This is a genomic window from Type-F symbiont of Plautia stali (assembly GCF_059731105.1).
On the sequence record NZ_AP035909.1, the window covers coordinates 3,300,340 to 3,317,979 of the forward strand.

Consider the following 17,640-nt stretch of genomic DNA (forward strand, 5'->3'; position numbering starts at 1 on the left):
GGCCTATCCTCTCTTACGTCGATGGGCAGGATTGTTTCGCTGCCCCGCACTCTCCTGCATAGACATCACCACGCCAGCGAATTCCTTCATCACCCGGCGGTAGACGTCGCGTTTAAAGGAGACAACCTGACGCACCGGATACCAGAAACTGACCCAGCGCCAGCCATCGAACTCCGGCGTGCTGCTGTGCTGCACATTGATATCCGCGTCATTACACATTAACTGCAGAAGAAACCACTTTTGTTTCTGGCCGATACATACCGGCTTTGTGTCCCAACGCACCAAACGTTTTGGCAACTTGTAACGCAGCCAGTTACGGGTAGAGGCAAGTATTCGGACATCTTTCCGGTGCAATCCGACCTCTTCAAACAGTTCGCGATACATCGCCTGTTCTGCGGTTTCACCGGGATTGATGCCTCCCTGAGGAAATTGCCAGGAGTGCTGTCCAAAGCGCCTGGCCCATAACACTTGTCCCTGCCGGTTACAGATTACGATACCAACATTCGGGCGGTAGCCATCATCATCGATCACCGGACTACCTCAAAGCAAAATTTGAATAAGCTGATTGTTTCACACTCCTTACAGGCGGTAAACCACTGGATTCATGGGGGGTTGCGCCGTCTCTGTCGGGATAACTCACAGAAAATGGTAAAGTTATGAACAGTAATCAGAAAAATGATCGATCTTATTCACCTTTTCTGTGGATAGCTTTGTGCAGAACACGGGAGTTAACTGAATAACCTTTTCAGCGCACTCTGAACCGCTGAAAAGAGGCCGCATTTTATGTCGTTGATTTAAAACATAATAACTTTAATTTCGCCACGTTAATGCGTTTCCTGGCAGGCGGATAAATTCACGCCCGCTGACAATCGGTTAAAATATCACCACACCGCTTTTTATCCACAGAGAATCGCTCAGGGTTAGGCCAGAGCGACGAAATTATGGTCAGATCGTGAAAAGTCAAGGCTGTAAATGGAACCAGTACCGCATCGGTAAGGGGGTTATCCCATTTTTCTGTGGATAACCGGGCTGGAGATCCTGTTCATTGTTGCGGGTAAGCCGGGATAACCCTGGCAGCCTGAGGGTGACATCCTGCGGATCCACTAAAAAAAGCACGATCTATCATGTTATTATCGAAGCCCGATAGGGTTTATTTCAGCCGCACAGGTTACCCTCTTTTTATTGTTCACATTTTAACCAGCAAGAGTTATCAACATGAGTCACCCACCAGGCCCGCCTGAAAATGAAGCCAGCCTGCTGGCCCGGGCGCAGGAGTTAGCCGGATTAACACTGGAAACGCTGGCCGCTCGCGCCGGGCTGCCTATGCCTGCCGATCTTAAACGCGATAAAGGCTGGGTCGGGATGCTGCTGGAGTGGCATCTGGGCGCCAGCGCAGGCAGCAAAGCGGAGCAGGACTTTGCCCATCTGGGTATCGAACTGAAAACTATTCCGATTGATGCACAGGGCAAACCGCTGGAAACCACCTTTGTCTGCGTCGCCCCCCTGACCGGTAACAGCGGCGTGACCTGGTCGAACAGCCACGTGCGGCACAAGCTGGCGCGGGTGTTATGGATCCCGGTGGAAGGCGAGCGTGAGATTCCACTGCGGCATCGCCGTGTCGGCGCGCCGCTGTTGTGGAGCCCGGATGCAGAAGAGGAGGAGATGCTGCGTCAGGACTGGGAGGAGCTGATGGATATGATCGTGCTGGGTCGCGTTGAGCAGATCACCGCCCGGCATGGCGCCTGGCTGCAGATTCGACCCAAGGCCGCCAACAGTAAAGCGCTGACGGAGGGCATTGGCGATCAGGGCCAGCCGATCATGACCCTGCCGCGCGGTTTCTATCTGAAGAAAAGTTTCACCGGCCCCCTGCTGGCGCGTCATTTTCTTCTCTGAACTCCCCCGACCTGGCGGAAATGTCGCAATTTTGTGGGTGATCGGCGCAGCCATTGCGTATAATCGCCGTTTACTTTTCGTTTAGGATTGAATGTCGGTATGTTTGAGTGGATTTCCGATCCCAACGCCTGGCTGGCGCTGGGTACCCTGACCATCCTTGAGGTGGTGCTGGGTATTGATAACATCATTTTCCTGTCACTGGTGGTCGCGAAACTGCCTAAGCACCAGCAGGCCAGCGCCCGTCGCATTGGCCTGATGGGCGCAATGCTGATGCGTCTGGCCTTACTGGCCTCAATCGCGTGGGTTGCCCGTCTGACTAATCCGCTGTTTACGCTGCTGGATCACCCCTTCTCGGCGCGCGATCTGATCCTGCTGTTCGGTGGCCTTTTCCTGCTGTGGAAATCGAGCATGGAGATCCATGAAACGATTGAAGGCGGCGAAGGGGAACACAATACCCGCGTTCACTCCTTCCTCGGCGCGATTGTGCAGATCATGATGCTCGACATTATTTTCAGCCTGGACTCCGTTATCACCGCCATCGGCCTCTCCGATCATCTCTTCATTATGATGGCGGCAGTCGTGATTGCGGTGCTGCTGATGATGTTCGCGGCGCGGGTTATCGGTGAATTTGTCGATCGCCATCCGTCAGTGAAAATGCTGGCCCTCTCTTTCCTGATTCTGGTCGGTTTTACCCTGATTCTGGAGAGTTTTGCGGTCCACGTACCAAAAGGTTACATCTATTTCGCCATGTTCTTCTCAATGGCGGTTGAGTGCCTTAACCTGATGCGCAGTAAGAAAAAGCCCGCCTGATAAAGTCAAGGGCGAGCCTGCTCGCCCGGATATTTTCAGAATTCTGCGATTAATCCTGCCGGCAAAACCATTTATTACTACACTTTTTGCACTTGACGATTTGTGAGGGGAAGGCGTGATGAAAGGGCTGGCAGGATTAGCAGCGGTAGTGATAACCGCAGCGTTATTAAGCGGATGCAGTTCAGATTATGTGATGGCGACCAAAGATGGCCGCATGATTATGACCGAAGGCAAGCCGAGCATTGATAAAGAGACCGGCCTGGTGGAATACACCGATCAGTCAGGTCACGCAGTGCAGATTAACAGCGATGAGGTTTCAACGATCATTGAACGTTAAGTGCCTGATTTAATCATCTGCCACCCATTCTGCGCTGGCAGATGATTTCCCCGATTTTTCCCCCTTCCTTCCCCGCCATGGCTCGCGCTATAGTCCCTCAGGACACAACATTCCATTCGCTCTATTCCCGATAAAGAAAAGGAAGCTGGCAATGCACTATCATCGTATTCCCCACAGCACGCTGGAAGTGAGTCAGCTGGGGTTGGGCACCATGACGTTCGGCGAACAGAACAGTGAAGCTGACGCGCATGCTCAACTGGATTTGGCTATCCGTTCCGGCATCAACTTTATTGATACTGCCGAGATGTATCCGGTGCCACCGCGCCCGGAAACCCAGGGTCTGACCGAACAATATATTGGCAGCTGGCTGAAACAGCGCGGCAGCCGCGACAAAATCATTCTGGCCAGTAAAGTCGCCGGCCCTTCCCGTGGCAACGACGCCTCAATCCGTCCGGACATGGCGCTGGATCGCAAAAACATCCGTGCCGCCCTCGACGCCAGCCTGAAACGGCTGAACACCGACTATCTGGATCTCTACCAGCTGCACTGGCCGCAGCGCCAGACTAACTTTTTTGGCAAGCTCGGCTATCAGTACAGCGAAACCACCGCGCAGGTAACCCTGCTGGAGACGCTGGAGGCACTGACCGAACAGGTGCGGGCAGGAAAGATTCGCTATATCGGGGTCTCGAACGAAACGGCGTGGGGGGTGATGCGCTATCTGCAACTGGCGGAGAAGCATGAGCTGCCGCGCATCGTCAGCATTCAGAACCCCTACAGTCTGCTGAACCGCAGTTTTGAAGTGGGTCTGGCCGAAATCAGCCAGCATGAGGGCGTTGAACTGCTCGCCTATTCGAGCCTGGCGTTTGGTACGCTGAGCGGTAAATATCTGAATGGCGCGCAGCCTGCGGGCGCACGAAACACCCTGTTCAGCCGCTTCACCCGCTACAGCGGTGAGCAGTCACAGCAGGCAATTGCTGAGTATGTGGCGCTGGCCCGACAGCATCAGATTGACCCGTCGCAGATGGCCCTCGCCTATGTGCGTCAGCAGCCATTTGTTGCCAGCACGCTGCTGGGTGCCACCACCCTTGAGCAGCTGCAGACAAATATCGACAGCTTCAATCTGACCCTGAACGCCGAGATTCTGGAAGGGATTGAGGCGATTCACCGTCGTTTTACCTACCCGGCTCCCTGAGTGCGACTGCCAGCTGCCGCAGAGGCGGCTGGCTTCTCTCACAGCGTGCGGCAGTAGAGCGAGACAGGCTTGTCAGGATACTCCAGCGCCTCCCCCGCCGCCTGCCAGCCAAACCGTTCGTAATACCCTCTGAACGCCGACCAGAGCCACAAGCGTGGAAAGCCCCGCGCCTTTGCATAGCCGATAACGTGCTGCTGCAGCGCCTCGCTGACTCCTCTGCCGCGCGCCGATTCATCCACATAGAGCGCCGCCAGCCAGGGGAAGAGATCCTGACGACTGATCAGATCGCAGCGCCAGAATCCCACTGTACCGATCGCCCTGCCCGCTTCCACGGCCACAAAGGTGATGGGAAACTCTGCCCCCGTCAGGCTGCTGTTAACCACGCTGGCGAAGAACGCCCGGCTGCTGGCCTCACCGAATGCCCGCCACTGCCAGTCAGTAACCTGATCGGCAAAGTGGGGCGCGTCGCTGAGCAAGACAATCTCCATCTCCCGCTCTCCTCTGAAAAACGCTGATGCGGTAAGCCCGCGTAAAGGCCGTCCGGTCGTACTGTATCGCTTATTCGCCAATCTCCAGTGCCAGCAACGACTGAATGGTCTGCGCACGGCGGATTTCGCGCGGCTGGCCCTGTTCAAACAGCACTTCCGGGATTAACGGACGGCTGTTGTAGTTTGAGGACATCGAGGCACCATAAGCGCCCGTGTCGTGAAACACGAGGTAGTCGCCGACGCTGGCCGCCGGGATCGCACGCGGTTCTACCATACCGCCTTCCAGCTGGGTAAAGACATCGCCCGACTCACACAGCGGCCCCGCGACGACCGTGTCGATCGTCTGCCGATCATCAATCGCGCGATCATCACCCGCCATCAGCGAGATGTGGTGATAGCTGCCATACATGGAAGGACGCATCAGGTCACTGAAACCGGCATCGACCAGCACAAAGTGACGGCTGCCCATCGACTTAACCGCTCTCACCTGAGAGACCAGCACACCTGACTCAGCCACCAGGAAACGGCCCGGTTCAATCTCCAGCTTGACCGCGTGCCCCAGATGCTGAGCAATCCGCTGCCGGGCCGCATCCCACAGGCCGAAATAGTGATCGGTGTCGATCGCCTCTTCGCCAAAGCGATAAGGGATAGAGAGGCCGCCGCCTGCAGAGATTGCCGTCAAATCCTGACCGGACGCCATAACCAGTCCGACCATCGCATCGCAGACCTGCTGCAGGTGCGCATAATCGACGCCCGAACCGATATGCATATGGATGCCCACCAGCTGCAGGCCGTGCTGCTCAATGGCGGCCAGCGCCGCGGCTAAATCACCGTGCCAGATACCGTGCTTGCTGTTTTCGCCGCCGGTATTGGTTTTCTGGCTGTGACCATGACCAAAGCCAGGATTGACCCGCAGCCACACTGCGTGACCGGGTGACACTGCGCCAAGCTGATGCAGCATATCGATTGAACCCGCGTTCACCGGAACCTTCAGCGCCGCAACCCGCTCCAGCGTCGGCTGGTCAAACAGATCGGCGGTAAAAACAATCTCATCGCCACCCGGCTGGTAGCCTGCCGCCAGCGCACGTTCGATTTCACCCAGCGAAACCGAATCCACTTTGACCCCCGCCGCCCGCATCAGGCGCAGGATATGAATATTTGAGCAGGCTTTCTGCGCAAAACGTATGACGTCAAACGCCTGCAGCTGCGCAATGCGCGCCTGAATAATCTGCGCGTCATAGGCCCAGAAAGGTCCGACGTAACGGCGGGCCAGCGGCAGCAGATGAGCGGCGTTGAGGGTGGTTTCGGTACTCTGTAAGGAACGTGGCATAACAATTCTCCTGTGGCGATAGTTCCATTAAGCCAGAATCATGCCATAGCGAAAAATATCTGTTTTAATAGCATCTATGCAGAATGGATATTGGGTGGCGACATGGCGAACATCAACTGGCGGCATATTGAAATTTTTCATGCGGTGATGACCAGTGGCAATCTGACTCAGGCCGCCACGCTGCTGCACACCTCTCAGCCGACGGTGAGCCGGGAGCTGGCGCGGCTGGAGCAGCAGCTGGGACTACAGCTGTTTGAACGGGTACGCGGCCGGCTGCAGCCGACGGTGCAGGGATTGCGCCTGTTTGAAGAGGTGCAGCGCTCCTGGTACGGTCTGGATCGCATCCGGGAAGCCGCAGAGGGACTTCGCCAGTTTCGTCAGGGCGAGCTGTCGATTGCCTGCCTGCCGGTTTTTTCTCAGTCGCTGCTGCCGCCGCTGTGCCAGCCCTTTTTAGCACGTTACCCCGACGTGAGCCTCAATGTGATCCCGCAGGAGTCGCCGCTGCTGGAGGAGTGGCTCTCAGCACAGCGCTACGATATCGGTTTAACCGAAACCCAGCACGCCCCGGCCGGTACCGATCGTCTCGCCCTGCTGACCTGTGATGAAGTGTGCGTTCTGCCACAGCACCATCCCCTGAGTCAGCGTGCCGTGCTGACCCCGCATGATTTCGCTGGCGAGCGGTATGTCAGCCTCTCGCGCAGCGACAGCTATCGTCAGCTGCTGGATGCGCTGTTTCAGGAGCAGGGGGTTGAACGGCGGCTGGTGATAGAGACGCACAGCGCAGCCTCAGTGTGCGCTATGGTCAGGGCGGGTACAGGCATTTCGATTGTTAATCCGCTGACGGCGCTGGATTACGCCGACAGCGGATTGGTAATGCGTAAGTTCAGCGTGGCAGTGCCGTTTACCGTCAGCCTGGTCAGACCGAGGCACCGACCCGCCTCAGCGCTGGTCGATGCCTTTGTCAGCCATCTGCAGGAGCAGGTGACCGCCTTTCCGGCACGTATCGCCGCCCGCCTGGCTTAGGCGCGGACGCTGGCAGCCGGGCGGCCTGGTTTGCGGAAGGTCATCAGGCAGACCAGCAGGCCGATGAGCGCCAGCGCAGCCGCCGCGACCGGCACCGCCGTCAGGCCATAATCGCGACCGATGACCGCACCGCCGACCCAGGCACCCAGCGCATTGCCCACGTTAAAGGCCGCAATGTTCAGGGTAGAGACCAGATTAGGAGCCTCTTTACCGTGACGGACCACGTTGATCTGCAGGCCCGGTACCGTGGCGAAGGTGGCCATCGCCCAGAGGAACAGGGTAATCTCCGCCAGCCACAGCGCGTGGCTGGTCCAGCTGAAGAGCAGAGAGAAGATGGCGATCAGCGAAAAACTGAGGATCAGGCTGAATGAGACTTTCCAGTCGGCCAGTTTGCCGCCAAGGATATTCCCCACCGTCAGGCCCGCACCAATCAGGAACAGCGTCCAGCTGACGCCGCGGTCGCTGATCCCGGTGATCTCTAACAGCAGAGGCGCGATGTAGCTGAACAGCGCAAACATCGCCGCCGCGAAGCAGACCGTCATCAGCAGAGAGAGCCACAGTTTTCCGTTAGCCAGCGCGCCAATTTCACTCGCCAGATGAACCGGCTTCTCCTGCTTGTTTGTCGGCAGGCTGACAATCAGGGCGATAAAGGCCAGCACACCGATCACCGCCACACCCCAGAACGTGGCCCGCCAGCCAAACATCTGACCGAAGCTGGTGCCCAGCGGCACGCCCAGCACGTTAGCCAGGGTCAGCCCGGTAAACATCAGGGCGACAGCGGAGGCCTGACGTCCGGCTGGCACCAGACTGGCGGCGACGACCGCACCGATACCGAAGAAGGCCCCGTGACAGAGCGCGGTGACGATTCGTGCCAGCATCAGCAGGTTGTAGTTGTACGCCAGCGCGCAGAGCAGGTTGCCGACAATAAAGATCACCATCAGCAGAATCAGCGTTTTTTTACGCGGCAGTCTGGCGGTGAGCAGCGCCATAATCGGCGCACCGATCGCCACGCCCAGCGCATAGCCGCTGATCAGCCAGCCCGCCGACGGAATGGAAACCTGAAGGTCGCGCGCCACGTCAGGCAGCAATCCCATGATGACAAATTCGGTGGTTCCGATGGCGAACGCACTCAACGCCAGCGCCAGTAATGCAACAGGCATAACACTCTCCCAGTCTTATTTGCAGGTGAACCGCGCGGACACGCAGCCCCTCGACGCTTATTAAAATTTGATCTGCGTCACAGTGAGTATTACAGCACAGCCCGGATAAGCGACATAGCCTGCGTAGCGCAAAGGATTATTGCCGTTGCCGCAATAATCCTCGCCTCCTGATGCTCTCTCTCGCTATCTGAGGGGCAGCGGCTGCCCTGTCTGCATCGCGTCAGGTTGCCATTTCCCGTTAACCGGTTACCTTTTTTATATGTGATTCATTAATTATTCCGCAACGTTGCCGATATATCCCTAATCAATTGCCAGGTGTAGTTATCAACTTCTGACGCAGGGAGAGAGAATGCAACGACTCATAGCCTTGATGGTCTTTGCTCTGACCGGCTGCTCGGTTGGTCATTATGAGTACAGTAAAGAAGCTGAAAAGCGGGTTGATATGACCGTGACCGGCATTCCGACCATACTGGGTATCGGCACGCTCGGCACCACCATCCCGCTGACGCCGGAGTACAGCCTGACCGCTGCCCATGTGGCGAAGTTTTCGCTTTATCGGGTCAAAGCCTGGCATCCGCAATGCGACCTGGCGGTGGTCTACCACAAAAACAGCGAAGCAAACCTGCCTCCCAGCTTCCGCAACAGCCATATCGGCGACAGGGTGAACCTCTACGGCTACAGCTTTATTTCGGCGATGCCGGTCAGTTCCAGCGGGCAGAACCTCATCAATACCACGCTGGCGAACAGCTGGAACAAGCCAGACTGCGTCGTGGTAGCGGCGAATGCAGGAGTGGTAAAAGGCATGTCAGGCGGTGCGGTTTATAACGCCTCTGACGATACGCTGGCGGGGGTGATTGTGGGCTACAGCAATAACATCGATGACAATGTCACCGGTAAGACGCTCTACAAGAACGTTGCGCTCTATGTGCCCTATTCCCGCTTTCAGACCTGGCTGGATCAGGCGATTAAATCCTAAGATTTTTTGTCGGGCAAACCAGGATGGTTGCCCATCGGATGTTCGGGCGGATTGAGCCATCTGTCTTCACGGGTTGCTTCGTAGTACGGGTTAAGAGGGTAAGCAATACGATTTTCAGGCTTACTGGTCTCTCCCACCACTAAAAAGCGTGCCTCATGCTCACTGTTGTTTATAAAGGTGTGGCAAATGCCAGTGCCCGCCGGAAAAGCCACGGCATCACCTGGCGACAACGGGTACAGCTCGCCGTTGATCCAGGCATCAGGATGACCTTCAAGCACAAAAATGAACTCTTCTTCTGCGCTTTCTGCGTGGGGATAAGACATGCGACGTCCGGGCAACAGCCTCTCATGATGAATGCCAAGGCGGGTTAATCCCAGCAACCTACCCAGTGGAGCACCAATCGACATGCGCTCATCGCTGTCGGCATAATGTTCGTTATCTTCACCTTCCAGCGCTTGCCAGTGGCGAATGCAGTCGGGACGTTGCATCATGTTTGCTCCTGGTTAAGGTATTCAGCCTGGCATAAGGAGCCGCACGGCTCAAGCATCGCGAGGCGAACAGCAGTGTCTGATTCTGGCATAGGTATAAAAAAGGCCGGGATTTCCCGGCCTTTTCTGTTAACAGTCAGACTTACTTGCTGCCTGGACGCAGTGCCGGGAACAGGATGACGTCACGGATGGTGTGGCTGTTGGTAAACAGCATCACCATACGGTCAATACCGATACCCAAACCGGCGGTTGGCGGCAGACCATGTTCCAGTGCGGTAACGTAGTCTTCGTCATAGAACATCGCTTCGTCGTCACCGGCATCTTTGGCATTTACCTGCTGCAGGAAACGCTCAGCCTGATCTTCCGCATCGTTCAGCTCCGAGAAGCCGTTACCGATTTCACGACCACCAATGAAGAACTCAAAGCGATCCGTAATTTCCGGGTTCTCGTCGTTACGACGGGCCAGCGGCGACACTTCTGCCGGATATTCGGTGATGAAGGTTGGCTGAATCAGATTCGCCTCTGCCGTCTCTTCGAAAATCTCCGTTACGACGCGACCCAGACCCCAGCTCTTCTCAACTTTGATGTGCAGTGATTGCGCAATCGCCACCGCTTTATCGAAGTCTTCCAGATCGGCCAGATCGGTTTCGGGACGATACTTTTTGATCGCTTCGCGCATGGTCAGTTTTTCAAACGGCTTACCGAAATCAAACTCCTGCTCACCGTAAGGCACCACCGTGCTGCCCAGCACATCCTGCGCCAGCGTGCGGAACAGGCTCTCGGTCAGCTCGATCAGATCTTTGTAATCCGCATAGGCCATATAGAGTTCCATCATGGTGAACTCTGGGTTATGACGTGGCGAAATCCCTTCGTTACGGAAGTTACGGTTGATCTCGAACACGCGATCGAACCCGCCCACCACCAGACGCTTCAGGTAAAGCTCCGGGGCAATACGCAGATACATGTCGATATCCAGCGCATTGTGATGGGTGATGAAAGGACGCGCAGACGCGCCGCCCGGGATCACCTGCATCATCGGCGTTTCCACTTCCATAAAGTCGCGGCTCACCATGAACTGACGAATGCCGGCCATGATCTGCGAACGAATGCGGAAGGTATTGCGCGACTCATCGTTGGCGATGAGATCGAGATAGCGCTGACGGTAACGGGTTTCCTGATCGGCCAGGCCGTGGAACTTGTCCGGCAATGGACGCAGGGCTTTGGTCAGCAGGCGCAGTTCAGAACAGTGAATCGACAGTTCGCCGGTTTTGGTTTTAAACAGCTTGCCGCGCGCGCCGAGGATATCGCCGAGATCCCACTTTTTGAACTGCTCGTTGTAGATCCCTTCCGCCAGGTCATCACGCGAAACGTACAGCTGAATGCGGCCACCCACATCCTGCAGGGTCACGAAAGAGGCTTTACCCATGATGCGACGGGTCATCATACGACCCGCAACACTCACTTCGATGCCGAGATCTTCAAGCTCTTCGTTGCTCTTCTCGCCATAGCTGGCGTGCAGCTGGTCAGAGAGGCTGTCACGACGGAAATCGTTAGGAAACGCCACGCCATTTGCACGCAGCACGCTCAGCTTTTCGCGACGCGTTTTCAGTTCGTTATTTAACTCAACGGCGGCGTCAGCGCTCTGCGGTTGTTGTTCAGACATGTCGGTTCCTTATAACCCTGCTTTTAAACTAGCTTCAATGAATCGATCCAGATCGCCGTCCAGTACCGCCTGGGTGTTACGCGTCTCTACGCCGGTGCGCAGATCTTTGATGCGGGCATCATCAAGCACGTAAGAACGGATCTGACTTCCCCAGCCGATGTCAGACTTGTTGTCTTCCAGCGCCTGTTTCTCAGCATTTTTCTTCTGCATCTCAAGCTCGTACAGCTTCGCCTTCATCTGCTTCATCGCCTGATCTTTGTTCTTGTGCTGAGAACGGTCGTTCTGACACTGGGTCACCGTTCCGGTCGGAATGTGGGTAATACGCACCGCAGATTCCGTCCGGTTAACGTGCTGGCCGCCCGCGCCCGATGCGCGATAGACGTCAATACGCAGATCCGCCGGGTTGATGTCGATATCAATATCGTCATCCACTTCCGGGTAAATAAAGGCGGAGCTGAATGAGGTGTGACGACGGCCGCCGGAGTCGAACGGGCTCTTACGCACCAGGCGATGGACGCCGGTTTCCGTGCGCAGCCAGCCAAAGGCGTAGTCGCCTGACACGCGAATGGTCACGGATTTGATGCCCGCGACTTCACCTTCAGACTCTTCGATAATTTCGGTTTTGAAGCCTTTTGCTTCGGCCCAACGCAGATACATACGCATCAGCATGCTGGCCCAGTCCTGCGCTTCGGTGCCGCCGGAACCGGCCTGCAGATCGATGTAGCAGTCAGCGCTGTCATACTCGCCGGAGAACATGCGGCGGAACTCCAGTTCGCCCAGCTTGCCCTCAAGCACGTCCAGCTCGGCAACCGCTTCGTTGAAAGTCTCTTCGTCTTCCGCTTCGACGGCCAGCTCCAGCAGACCCTGCACATCTTCCAGGCCCTGCGACATCTGATCCAGCGTCTGCACGATCGCTTCCAGCGAGGCGCGCTCTTTGCCCAGCGCCTGAGCACGCTCAGGTTCGTTCCAGACATCGGGCTGTTCCAGCTCGGCGTTTACTTCTTCGAGGCGTTCTTTCTTGGCATCGTAGTCAAAGATACCCCCGAAGAACGTCGCTGCGCTCACTGAGGTCCTGAATACGGTTTTTGACCGGGTTGATTTCAAACATGGCTTTAGCGTCTTTCTTATGTTCGATGGGACAGGAAATTTAACGCACAAGTTTACCCGAAACTGGCGGCAGTTTGTAGCGTTGAGACAGGGGGGATGCGGGAACGGCGTGACGCGCCGCATTTTCTTCCCGGCTGATGGCGCTGTGGCCCCGTCAGAGGAGACAACGGAAGGCAGTCAGGCATGCGCACCTGCCATCACCGCAGAGGCGCAAACCTGACAGAACCTAGTTCAGCGGCCAGAGATGGTCGATGATCAGCTGTACCGAGCGGTTACCGCGATACTCGTTGATATCCAGCTTATAAGCCAGTTCGACCTGACGCACGCTGCTGTCGGGCCACAGTGTGGTATCGACATTAAAGGCGATACCGTCGATCAGCGGACCGCCGTCTAGCGGTTCGACCATTACTTTCAGATGCCGCTCGCCCACCAGCCGCTGTTGCAGCAGCTTAAACCGGCCGTCGAAGGCCGGTTCCGGGAACGCCTGGCCCCAGGGGCCCGCCTCACGCAGCATCTCAGCCGTCTGCAGCGAAAAATCCTGCGGTTGCAGCGCACCGTCAGACCAGATGATGCCCTGCAGCGATTCGCCGTCCAGCCACTCACCGACCAGGTCGGCAAAGCGCTGACGAAACTCCTCGTAGCGGTCCGTTTCCAGCGATAAGCCTGCCGCCATCGCGTGGCCACCAAACTTCAGCATCAGGCCGGGGTTCAGGGTATCCAGCCGCTCCAGCGCATCACGCAGATGCAGACCGGCAATCGAACGTCCCGAGCCTTTCAGCGTGCCATCGCCCGCGGGGGCGAAGGCAATGACCGGACGATGAAAACGCTCTTTCAGTCGTGAGGCCAGAATGCCGACGACGCCCTGATGCCACTCGGGATGATAGAAGGCCAGTCCCAGCGGCAAATCGCGCTGCTCACGCTCCAGCGCCTGACACAGCGCCAGCGCCTCGCTCTGCATGCCCTGCTCGATCTCTTTTCGCGTCTGGTTGAGTGCGTCCAGCTCACTGGCTAACATCCGCGCCTGACTCAGGTCATCAGTCATCAGCAGCGCCACGCCCACCGACATGTCGTCGAGCCGCCCCGCGGCATTAAGCCGTGGCCCCAGCGCAAAACCGAGATCGCTGGCCGCCAGCTGACGCGCATCGCGATTCGCAATCTCCAGCAGCGCCCGGATGCCTGGCCGGCATTTTCCGGCCCGGATACGGCTCAGCCCCTGCCATACCAGAATACGGTTGTTAACGTCGAGCGGCACCACATCGGCGACCGTGCCGAGCGCCACCAGGTCCAGCATCCCGGCCAGATTTGGCTCAGCGCGGGTAACGCCGAACCAGCCCTGGGTGCGCAGATGGGCGCGCAGCGCCAGCATCAGATAGAACGCAACGCCAACGCCCGCCAGCGCCCGTGAAGGAAAGTCGCAGTCGGGCAGGTTAGGATTCACGATCGCCTCAGCGGCCGGTAAGGTCTCGCCCGGCAGGTGATGGTCGGTGATCAGCACCGGAATGCCGTGCTGATGCGCGTACTCCACCCCGGCGTGGGAGGAGATGCCGTTATCGACCGTCAGGATCATGGCGGCGCCCCGTGCACGCGCCTGCTCTACCACTTCCGGGCTGAGGCCATACCCATCTTCAAAGCGATTCGGCACCAGATACTGCACGTTACTGCCGCCCATACTGCGCAGCGCCATCACCGTCAGCGCGGTACTGGTCGCGCCATCGGCATCAAAGTCGCCGACCACCATGATACGACGGCCATCCAGCAGCGCCTGATGCAGCAGCGCAACGGCGCTCTCAATCCCGCTTAAGGACTGAAACGGCAGCAGATTTTTTGCACCGCGCTCCAGCTCTGCGGCATCGCGCACACCGCGGTGCAGATAGAGTCGCTTCAGCAGCGGCGGCAGGGTCGCCGGCAGCGCATCGTCTACCGTCACCTCACGGCGACGGAGTTCCACATCCTGTTTTACCACCGATTAACCACCACGCTTCTGATTGTCCAGCACCTGCTTCAGCTCCTGCGGCGTCTGATAACCGGGGATCATCATGCCGCTGTCGGTGAGCATGGCCGGGGTGCCCTGAATGCCGAACAGCACGCCCAGTTTGTAGTGCTGAGCAATATCAATTTTGCAGCTGTCGGGCGCAGCCATCTTCGGCGCATTGCCTTTCATTGCCTCGTCAAAGGCTTTGTTGCGGTCGGCGCTGCACCAGATCGCTTTCATCGCCGGTGCGATCTGACCATTCAGCCCTTCCCGTGGAAACGCCAGGTAGCGCACGGTGATACCCAGTGCGTTGTAGTCCGCCATCTGCTCGTGCAGCTTGTGACAGTAGCCGCAGGTAATGTCGGTAAAGACGGTCACGACATGCTGCTCTTTAGGCGCTTTGTAGACGATCATCTCCGGCACCAGCGCCTCGACCTTTTTGTCGAGCAGCTTATTGGTGACGTTCACCGGCTGAGTGCCGCTGACGTCATACAGCGGGCCCTGAATCATATGTTTACCGTCGTCGGTCACGTAGAGCACACCGCTCTCTGACAGCACGGTTTTGAACCCTGGCAGCGGGGACGGGCTGATCTCTGTCTGATTCAGCCCGAGCTTTTTCAGGGATTGCTGAATGGCGCTGTCATCGGCCTGAGCAAGACCGGAAAAGGCGCTGGCTAACAGGGCCAGCATGGCAAAATGCTTGTTCATCGTTGTCCTTATGGCCGCGGTTCAGGCTCGCGGATGGTGTTGTTGATGCAACTGACGCAGGCGCTCGGTGGCGACATGCGTATAAATTTGCGTGGTGGAGAGATCGCTGTGCCCCAGCAACATCTGTACGACACGCAAATCAGCGCCGTGGTTCAGCAGATGCGTGGCAAAGGCATGGCGCATCACATGGGGTGATAACTTTTCGGCGTCGATGCCCGCCAGCGTGGCGTAATGCTTAATACGATGCCAGAAGGTCTGCCGCGTCATCTGCTGCGCCCGATTACTGGGAAACATCACGTCCAGCGTCTGACCATTAAGCAGCCACGGGCGACCATGTTCCATATATTGCTCCAGCCAGTAAACCGCTTCTTCACCTAATGGCACCAGCCGCTCTTTATCACCTTTACCGATTACCCGGACGACGCCCTGACGCAGGCTGATGTCGCTGAGCGTCAGCCCCGTCAGTTCGGAGACGCGCAGGCCGGTGGCATAGAGCAGCTCCAGCATCGCCTTATCGCGCAACTCCAGTGGGATATCGGTATTGGGTGCCTGCAGCAGCCGCTCGACCTGCGCCTCAGTGAGATCTTTCGGCAGTCGCTGTGGCAGTTTGGGTGCCGAGAGCAGCGCACTGGGATCGTCGGGGCGCACTTTTTCACGGTACAGATACTGGAACAGGCGACGCATGGCGCTGAGCAGCCGCGCTGAGCTGGTCGCCTTGTAGCCTCCTTCCAGCCGTTCAGCCAGAAACTGCTGCAGATCGGCTGGCGTCACGCTGAGCAGCGTCAGCTGGTGATGCGCCAGCCAGCCGGTCAGCGTCTGGAGATCCTGGCGATAGGAGGAGAGCGTGTTCTGCGCCAGATTGCGCTCAATCCAGAGCGCGTCAAGAAACTGTTCTGTCAGTTCGCTGTCCTGCACGTTATCTCCGCCGTCTGGTGTAAAATCATGCTCATTATGCCTGATTCAGCAGCGCTTCTGGTACAATTGCGCCAAAGTCAGTATTTACAGAGTGTTATCTGCATGAAAATCGGTCTGTTTTACGGTTCCAGTACCTGTTACACCGAAATCGTGGCGGAGAAAATTCGCGATTTCATCGGCGACGAGCTGGTCACGTTGCATAACGTTAAGGATGATGACCCACGCCTGATGGAGCAGTACGATTTGCTGATCATGGGCATCCCCACCTGGGATTTTGGTGAGTTGCAGGAGGACTGGGAGGCGATCTGGACGCAGCTGCCCGCGCTGAATCTGCAGAATAAGATTGTGGCGCTGTATGGTATGGGCGATCAGATTGGCTACGGTGAATGGTTTCTGGATGCGCTCGGTATGCTGCACGATCTGCTGCAGCCGATGGGGGTACGTTTCGTGGGCTACTGGCCGCTGGAGGGCTATGAGTTCACCAGTCCCCGACCACTCACTGCCGATGGTACACAGTTTGTCGGCCTGGCGCTGGATGACGTGAATCAGTTTGAAGTGACGGATGAGCGCGTAGAGCAGTGGTGCGAGCAGGTGTTAACCGAGACTGCCGGACTGCTGTAACCCTCTTCAGCCGTTGCGGCCGCCAGCCACATACGGAGACGGCGCGGAATGCCCGGCAGAATCTGACCGGCCGCGGGTCAGTCGACATGCGCGCTTATGCCTCTTCGCCGTTAATGTCGCGCCCTGCTGAAGCAGCAGGCGCGCAACGCCCGCCATTCGTCAGGCTGCATAGCGTCCTGCATCAGCCACCAGCGCAGCCTGTCACCCTCTTCGCTCTTCGCCACCAGCAGCACGCCCGCTGGTAACCAGCGCAGTGGCTGAGTGGGACGCCAGCGTTTTCCCTGCCAGATCCAGCAATGGACACTTTCCCGCTCCAGCGTCCCGCGCCGCAGCCTCAGCCGCCGGCAGACACGACCGCCCTCCGCCAGCAACAGCAGGATCATTCCGCTCCGCAGCAGCTCCCCACCCACGGGCAGCGCCATCAGCAGCACGCCCGAGACGGCAGCCACCAGCCAGACGCACAGCACCCCGCACGCCAGCCGGGAGGGCCGCAGCTTACATTGCCACCGGGCCGCGCTCATGGTTGCGCTGCTGGATGAGATTGACCATCCGCTTAAGCTCAGGATCCTTTGGCTCGCCGTGATTCATCAGCCAGTTGAACAGATCAGGATCGTCACTCTTCAGCAGCGCGACAAAGACCTGCTTATCGGTGTCGCTCAGCGTGTCATACTCAAATTTGAAGAACGGCATAATCGCCACATCCAGTTCCAGCATGCCGCGACGGCAGGCCCACTGAATACGTGATTTATCATTAATATCCATGCATCAGTTTCCACAGTTCACAACGTGGCGCTTAGTGTAACCTGGTTTAATACAGCTCGCAGGCGCTGCGTCGCATGCTGTGCAACCTGCCACATTTCAGGCGGCCTCTTTGCAGGGCTATCACGCCTTTTGTGCGCCGTTTTCCGTAAACAGGTTGCATTGCCAGGCGGCTCTTTTAACATTGAAGACATTGTT

19 protein-coding genes are annotated in these 17,640 nt (G+C 57.4%); 7 read left to right on the forward strand and 12 right to left on the reverse strand.

What is annotated here, in order from left to right:
- Positions 1-3: 3 nt before the first annotated feature.
- Positions 4-531: an RNA pyrophosphohydrolase gene (gene rppH / locus AC6I7A_RS15655; protein WP_009087042.1), complete on the reverse strand. Its 528-nt coding sequence runs from the start codon at positions 529-531 to the stop codon at positions 4-6.
- A gap of 684 nt (positions 532-1,215) precedes the next feature.
- Here rppH and mutH point away from each other — a divergent pair.
- From mutH to AC6I7A_RS15675, 4 genes are all read left to right on the forward strand, one after another.
- Positions 1,216-1,893: a DNA mismatch repair endonuclease MutH gene (mutH, locus tag AC6I7A_RS15660; RefSeq protein ID WP_058958022.1), complete on the forward strand. Its 678-nt coding sequence runs from the start codon at positions 1,216-1,218 to the stop codon at positions 1,891-1,893.
- Positions 1,894-1,992: 99 nt separating this feature from the next.
- Entirely contained in the window at positions 1,993-2,703 is a 711-nt protein-coding gene (locus AC6I7A_RS15665; RefSeq protein WP_046102486.1) for a TerC family protein, read from the forward strand.
- 118 nt (positions 2,704-2,821) lie between these two features.
- Positions 2,822-3,040, forward strand: a complete 219-nt coding sequence (locus AC6I7A_RS15670; protein WP_009087047.1) for a YgdI/YgdR family lipoprotein — start codon at positions 2,822-2,824, stop codon at positions 3,038-3,040.
- Between the two features lie 151 nt (positions 3,041-3,191).
- A complete protein-coding gene (locus tag AC6I7A_RS15675) occupies positions 3,192-4,232 on the forward strand; it encodes an NADP(H)-dependent aldo-keto reductase (protein WP_009087049.1) in 1,041 nt (346 codons plus the stop codon).
- A gap of 38 nt (positions 4,233-4,270) precedes the next feature.
- On the opposite strand, the gene AC6I7A_RS15680 is transcribed toward AC6I7A_RS15675, so the two are convergent.
- Positions 4,271-4,720 carry a GNAT family N-acetyltransferase gene (locus tag AC6I7A_RS15680; RefSeq protein ID WP_058958023.1) on the reverse strand — a complete coding sequence of 150 codons (450 nt, stop codon included), beginning with the start codon at positions 4,718-4,720 and terminating at the stop codon, positions 4,271-4,273.
- Between the two features lie 70 nt (positions 4,721-4,790).
- On the reverse strand, positions 4,791-6,050 hold the full coding sequence (gene lysA / locus AC6I7A_RS15685; RefSeq protein WP_058958024.1) for a diaminopimelate decarboxylase: 1,260 nt from the start codon (positions 6,048-6,050) through the stop codon (positions 4,791-4,793).
- Between the two features lie 102 nt (positions 6,051-6,152).
- Here lysA and AC6I7A_RS15690 point away from each other — a divergent pair, with 102 nt between their 5' ends.
- Positions 6,153-7,073 (forward strand): LysR family transcriptional regulator, encoded by a 921-nt coding sequence (locus AC6I7A_RS15690; RefSeq protein ID WP_009087056.1) that lies wholly within the window; start codon positions 6,153-6,155, stop codon positions 7,071-7,073.
- Here the strand turns inward: AC6I7A_RS15690 and AC6I7A_RS15695 are convergent.
- Entirely contained in the window at positions 7,070-8,233 is a 1,164-nt protein-coding gene (locus tag AC6I7A_RS15695; protein WP_058958025.1) for an MFS transporter, read from the reverse strand. The genes AC6I7A_RS15690 and AC6I7A_RS15695 overlap by 4 nt on opposite strands.
- A 349-nt stretch (positions 8,234-8,582) precedes the next feature.
- Here AC6I7A_RS15695 and AC6I7A_RS15700 point away from each other — a divergent pair, with 349 nt between their 5' ends.
- On the forward strand, positions 8,583-9,209 hold the full coding sequence (locus tag AC6I7A_RS15700) for a S1 family serine peptidase (RefSeq protein WP_046102490.1): 627 nt from the start codon (positions 8,583-8,585) through the stop codon (positions 9,207-9,209).
- Here AC6I7A_RS15700 and AC6I7A_RS15705 read toward each other — a convergent pair.
- The 6 genes from AC6I7A_RS15705 to xerD all read right to left on the reverse strand — a co-directional run bounded on the left by AC6I7A_RS15705 (position 9,206) and on the right by xerD (position 16,062).
- On the reverse strand, positions 9,206-9,700 hold the full coding sequence (locus AC6I7A_RS15705; RefSeq protein WP_058958026.1) for a cupin domain-containing protein: 495 nt from the start codon (positions 9,698-9,700) through the stop codon (positions 9,206-9,208). The genes AC6I7A_RS15700 and AC6I7A_RS15705 overlap by 4 nt on opposite strands.
- A 139-nt stretch (positions 9,701-9,839) precedes the next feature.
- On the reverse strand, positions 9,840-11,360 hold the full coding sequence (gene lysS / locus AC6I7A_RS15710; RefSeq protein WP_009087062.1) for a lysine--tRNA ligase: 1,521 nt from the start codon (positions 11,358-11,360) through the stop codon (positions 9,840-9,842).
- A 9-nt stretch (positions 11,361-11,369) separates the two neighbouring features.
- Positions 11,370-12,468 (reverse strand): peptide chain release factor 2 gene (prfB, locus tag AC6I7A_RS15715; protein WP_153009225.1). Its coding sequence is split into 2 segments (ribosomal slippage): positions 11,370-12,392 and positions 12,394-12,468, totalling 1,098 coding nucleotides; the frame shifts between segments, so codons are not numbered across the junction.
- Between the two features lie 225 nt (positions 12,469-12,693).
- Positions 12,694-14,430, reverse strand: coding sequence for a single-stranded-DNA-specific exonuclease RecJ (gene recJ / locus AC6I7A_RS15720; RefSeq protein WP_046102491.1), 1,737 nt, complete (start codon positions 14,428-14,430; stop codon positions 12,694-12,696).
- Positions 14,431-14,433: 3 nt separating this feature from the next.
- Positions 14,434-15,147, reverse strand: coding sequence for a bifunctional protein-disulfide isomerase/oxidoreductase DsbC (gene dsbC / locus AC6I7A_RS15725; RefSeq protein ID WP_009087068.1), 714 nt, complete (start codon positions 15,145-15,147; stop codon positions 14,434-14,436).
- Between the two features lie 21 nt (positions 15,148-15,168).
- Entirely contained in the window at positions 15,169-16,062 is an 894-nt protein-coding gene (xerD, locus tag AC6I7A_RS15730; RefSeq protein WP_009087070.1) for a site-specific tyrosine recombinase XerD, read from the reverse strand.
- Between the two features lie 102 nt (positions 16,063-16,164).
- Between xerD and fldB the strand changes: the two genes are divergently transcribed.
- Entirely contained in the window at positions 16,165-16,683 is a 519-nt protein-coding gene (gene fldB / locus AC6I7A_RS15735) for a flavodoxin FldB (RefSeq protein WP_046102492.1), read from the forward strand.
- Between the two features lie 110 nt (positions 16,684-16,793).
- Here the strand turns inward: fldB and AC6I7A_RS15740 are convergent, their stop codons facing one another.
- Entirely contained in the window at positions 16,794-17,204 is a 411-nt protein-coding gene (locus AC6I7A_RS15740; protein ID WP_046102493.1) for a protein YgfX, read from the reverse strand.
- Complete coding sequence (gene sdhE / locus AC6I7A_RS15745) at positions 17,179-17,445, reverse strand: FAD assembly factor SdhE (RefSeq protein ID WP_009087078.1); 267 nt, start codon at positions 17,443-17,445, stop codon at positions 17,179-17,181. Before sdhE ends, AC6I7A_RS15740 begins: the two co-directional genes overlap by 26 nt.
- Between the last annotated feature and the right edge of the window lie 195 nt (positions 17,446-17,640).

Bases quoted from the DNA above. Each gene is read 5' to 3' on its own strand.
- sdhE (WP_009087078.1), bottom strand. From the start codon at position 17,445: ATGGATATTAATGATAAATCACGTATTCAGTGGGCCTGCCGTCGCGGC.
- AC6I7A_RS15675 (WP_009087049.1), top strand. From the start codon at position 3,192: ATGCACTATCATCGTATTCCCCACAGCACGCTGGAAGTGAGTCAGCTG.
- dsbC (WP_009087068.1), bottom strand. From the start codon at position 15,147: ATGAACAAGCATTTTGCCATGCTGGCCCTGTTAGCCAGCGCCTTTTCC.
- lysA (WP_058958024.1), bottom strand. From the start codon at position 6,050: ATGCCACGTTCCTTACAGAGTACCGAAACCACCCTCAACGCCGCTCAT.
- AC6I7A_RS15740 (WP_046102493.1), bottom strand. From the start codon at position 17,204: ATGAGCGCGGCCCGGTGGCAATGTAAGCTGCGGCCCTCCCGGCTGGCG.
- fldB (WP_046102492.1), top strand. From the start codon at position 16,165: ATGAAAATCGGTCTGTTTTACGGTTCCAGTACCTGTTACACCGAAATC.
- AC6I7A_RS15690 (WP_009087056.1), top strand. From the start codon at position 6,153: ATGGCGAACATCAACTGGCGGCATATTGAAATTTTTCATGCGGTGATG.
- AC6I7A_RS15680 (WP_058958023.1), bottom strand. From the start codon at position 4,720: ATGGAGATTGTCTTGCTCAGCGACGCGCCCCACTTTGCCGATCAGGTT.
- AC6I7A_RS15665 (WP_046102486.1), top strand. From the start codon at position 1,993: ATGTTTGAGTGGATTTCCGATCCCAACGCCTGGCTGGCGCTGGGTACC.
- AC6I7A_RS15695 (WP_058958025.1), bottom strand. From the start codon at position 8,233: ATGCCTGTTGCATTACTGGCGCTGGCGTTGAGTGCGTTCGCCATCGGA.
- AC6I7A_RS15705 (WP_058958026.1), bottom strand. From the start codon at position 9,700: ATGATGCAACGTCCCGACTGCATTCGCCACTGGCAAGCGCTGGAAGGT.
- AC6I7A_RS15670 (WP_009087047.1), top strand. From the start codon at position 2,822: ATGAAAGGGCTGGCAGGATTAGCAGCGGTAGTGATAACCGCAGCGTTA.
- AC6I7A_RS15700 (WP_046102490.1), top strand. From the start codon at position 8,583: ATGCAACGACTCATAGCCTTGATGGTCTTTGCTCTGACCGGCTGCTCG.
- lysS (WP_009087062.1), bottom strand. From the start codon at position 11,360: ATGTCTGAACAACAACCGCAGAGCGCTGACGCCGCCGTTGAGTTAAAT.
- mutH (WP_058958022.1), top strand. From the start codon at position 1,216: ATGAGTCACCCACCAGGCCCGCCTGAAAATGAAGCCAGCCTGCTGGCC.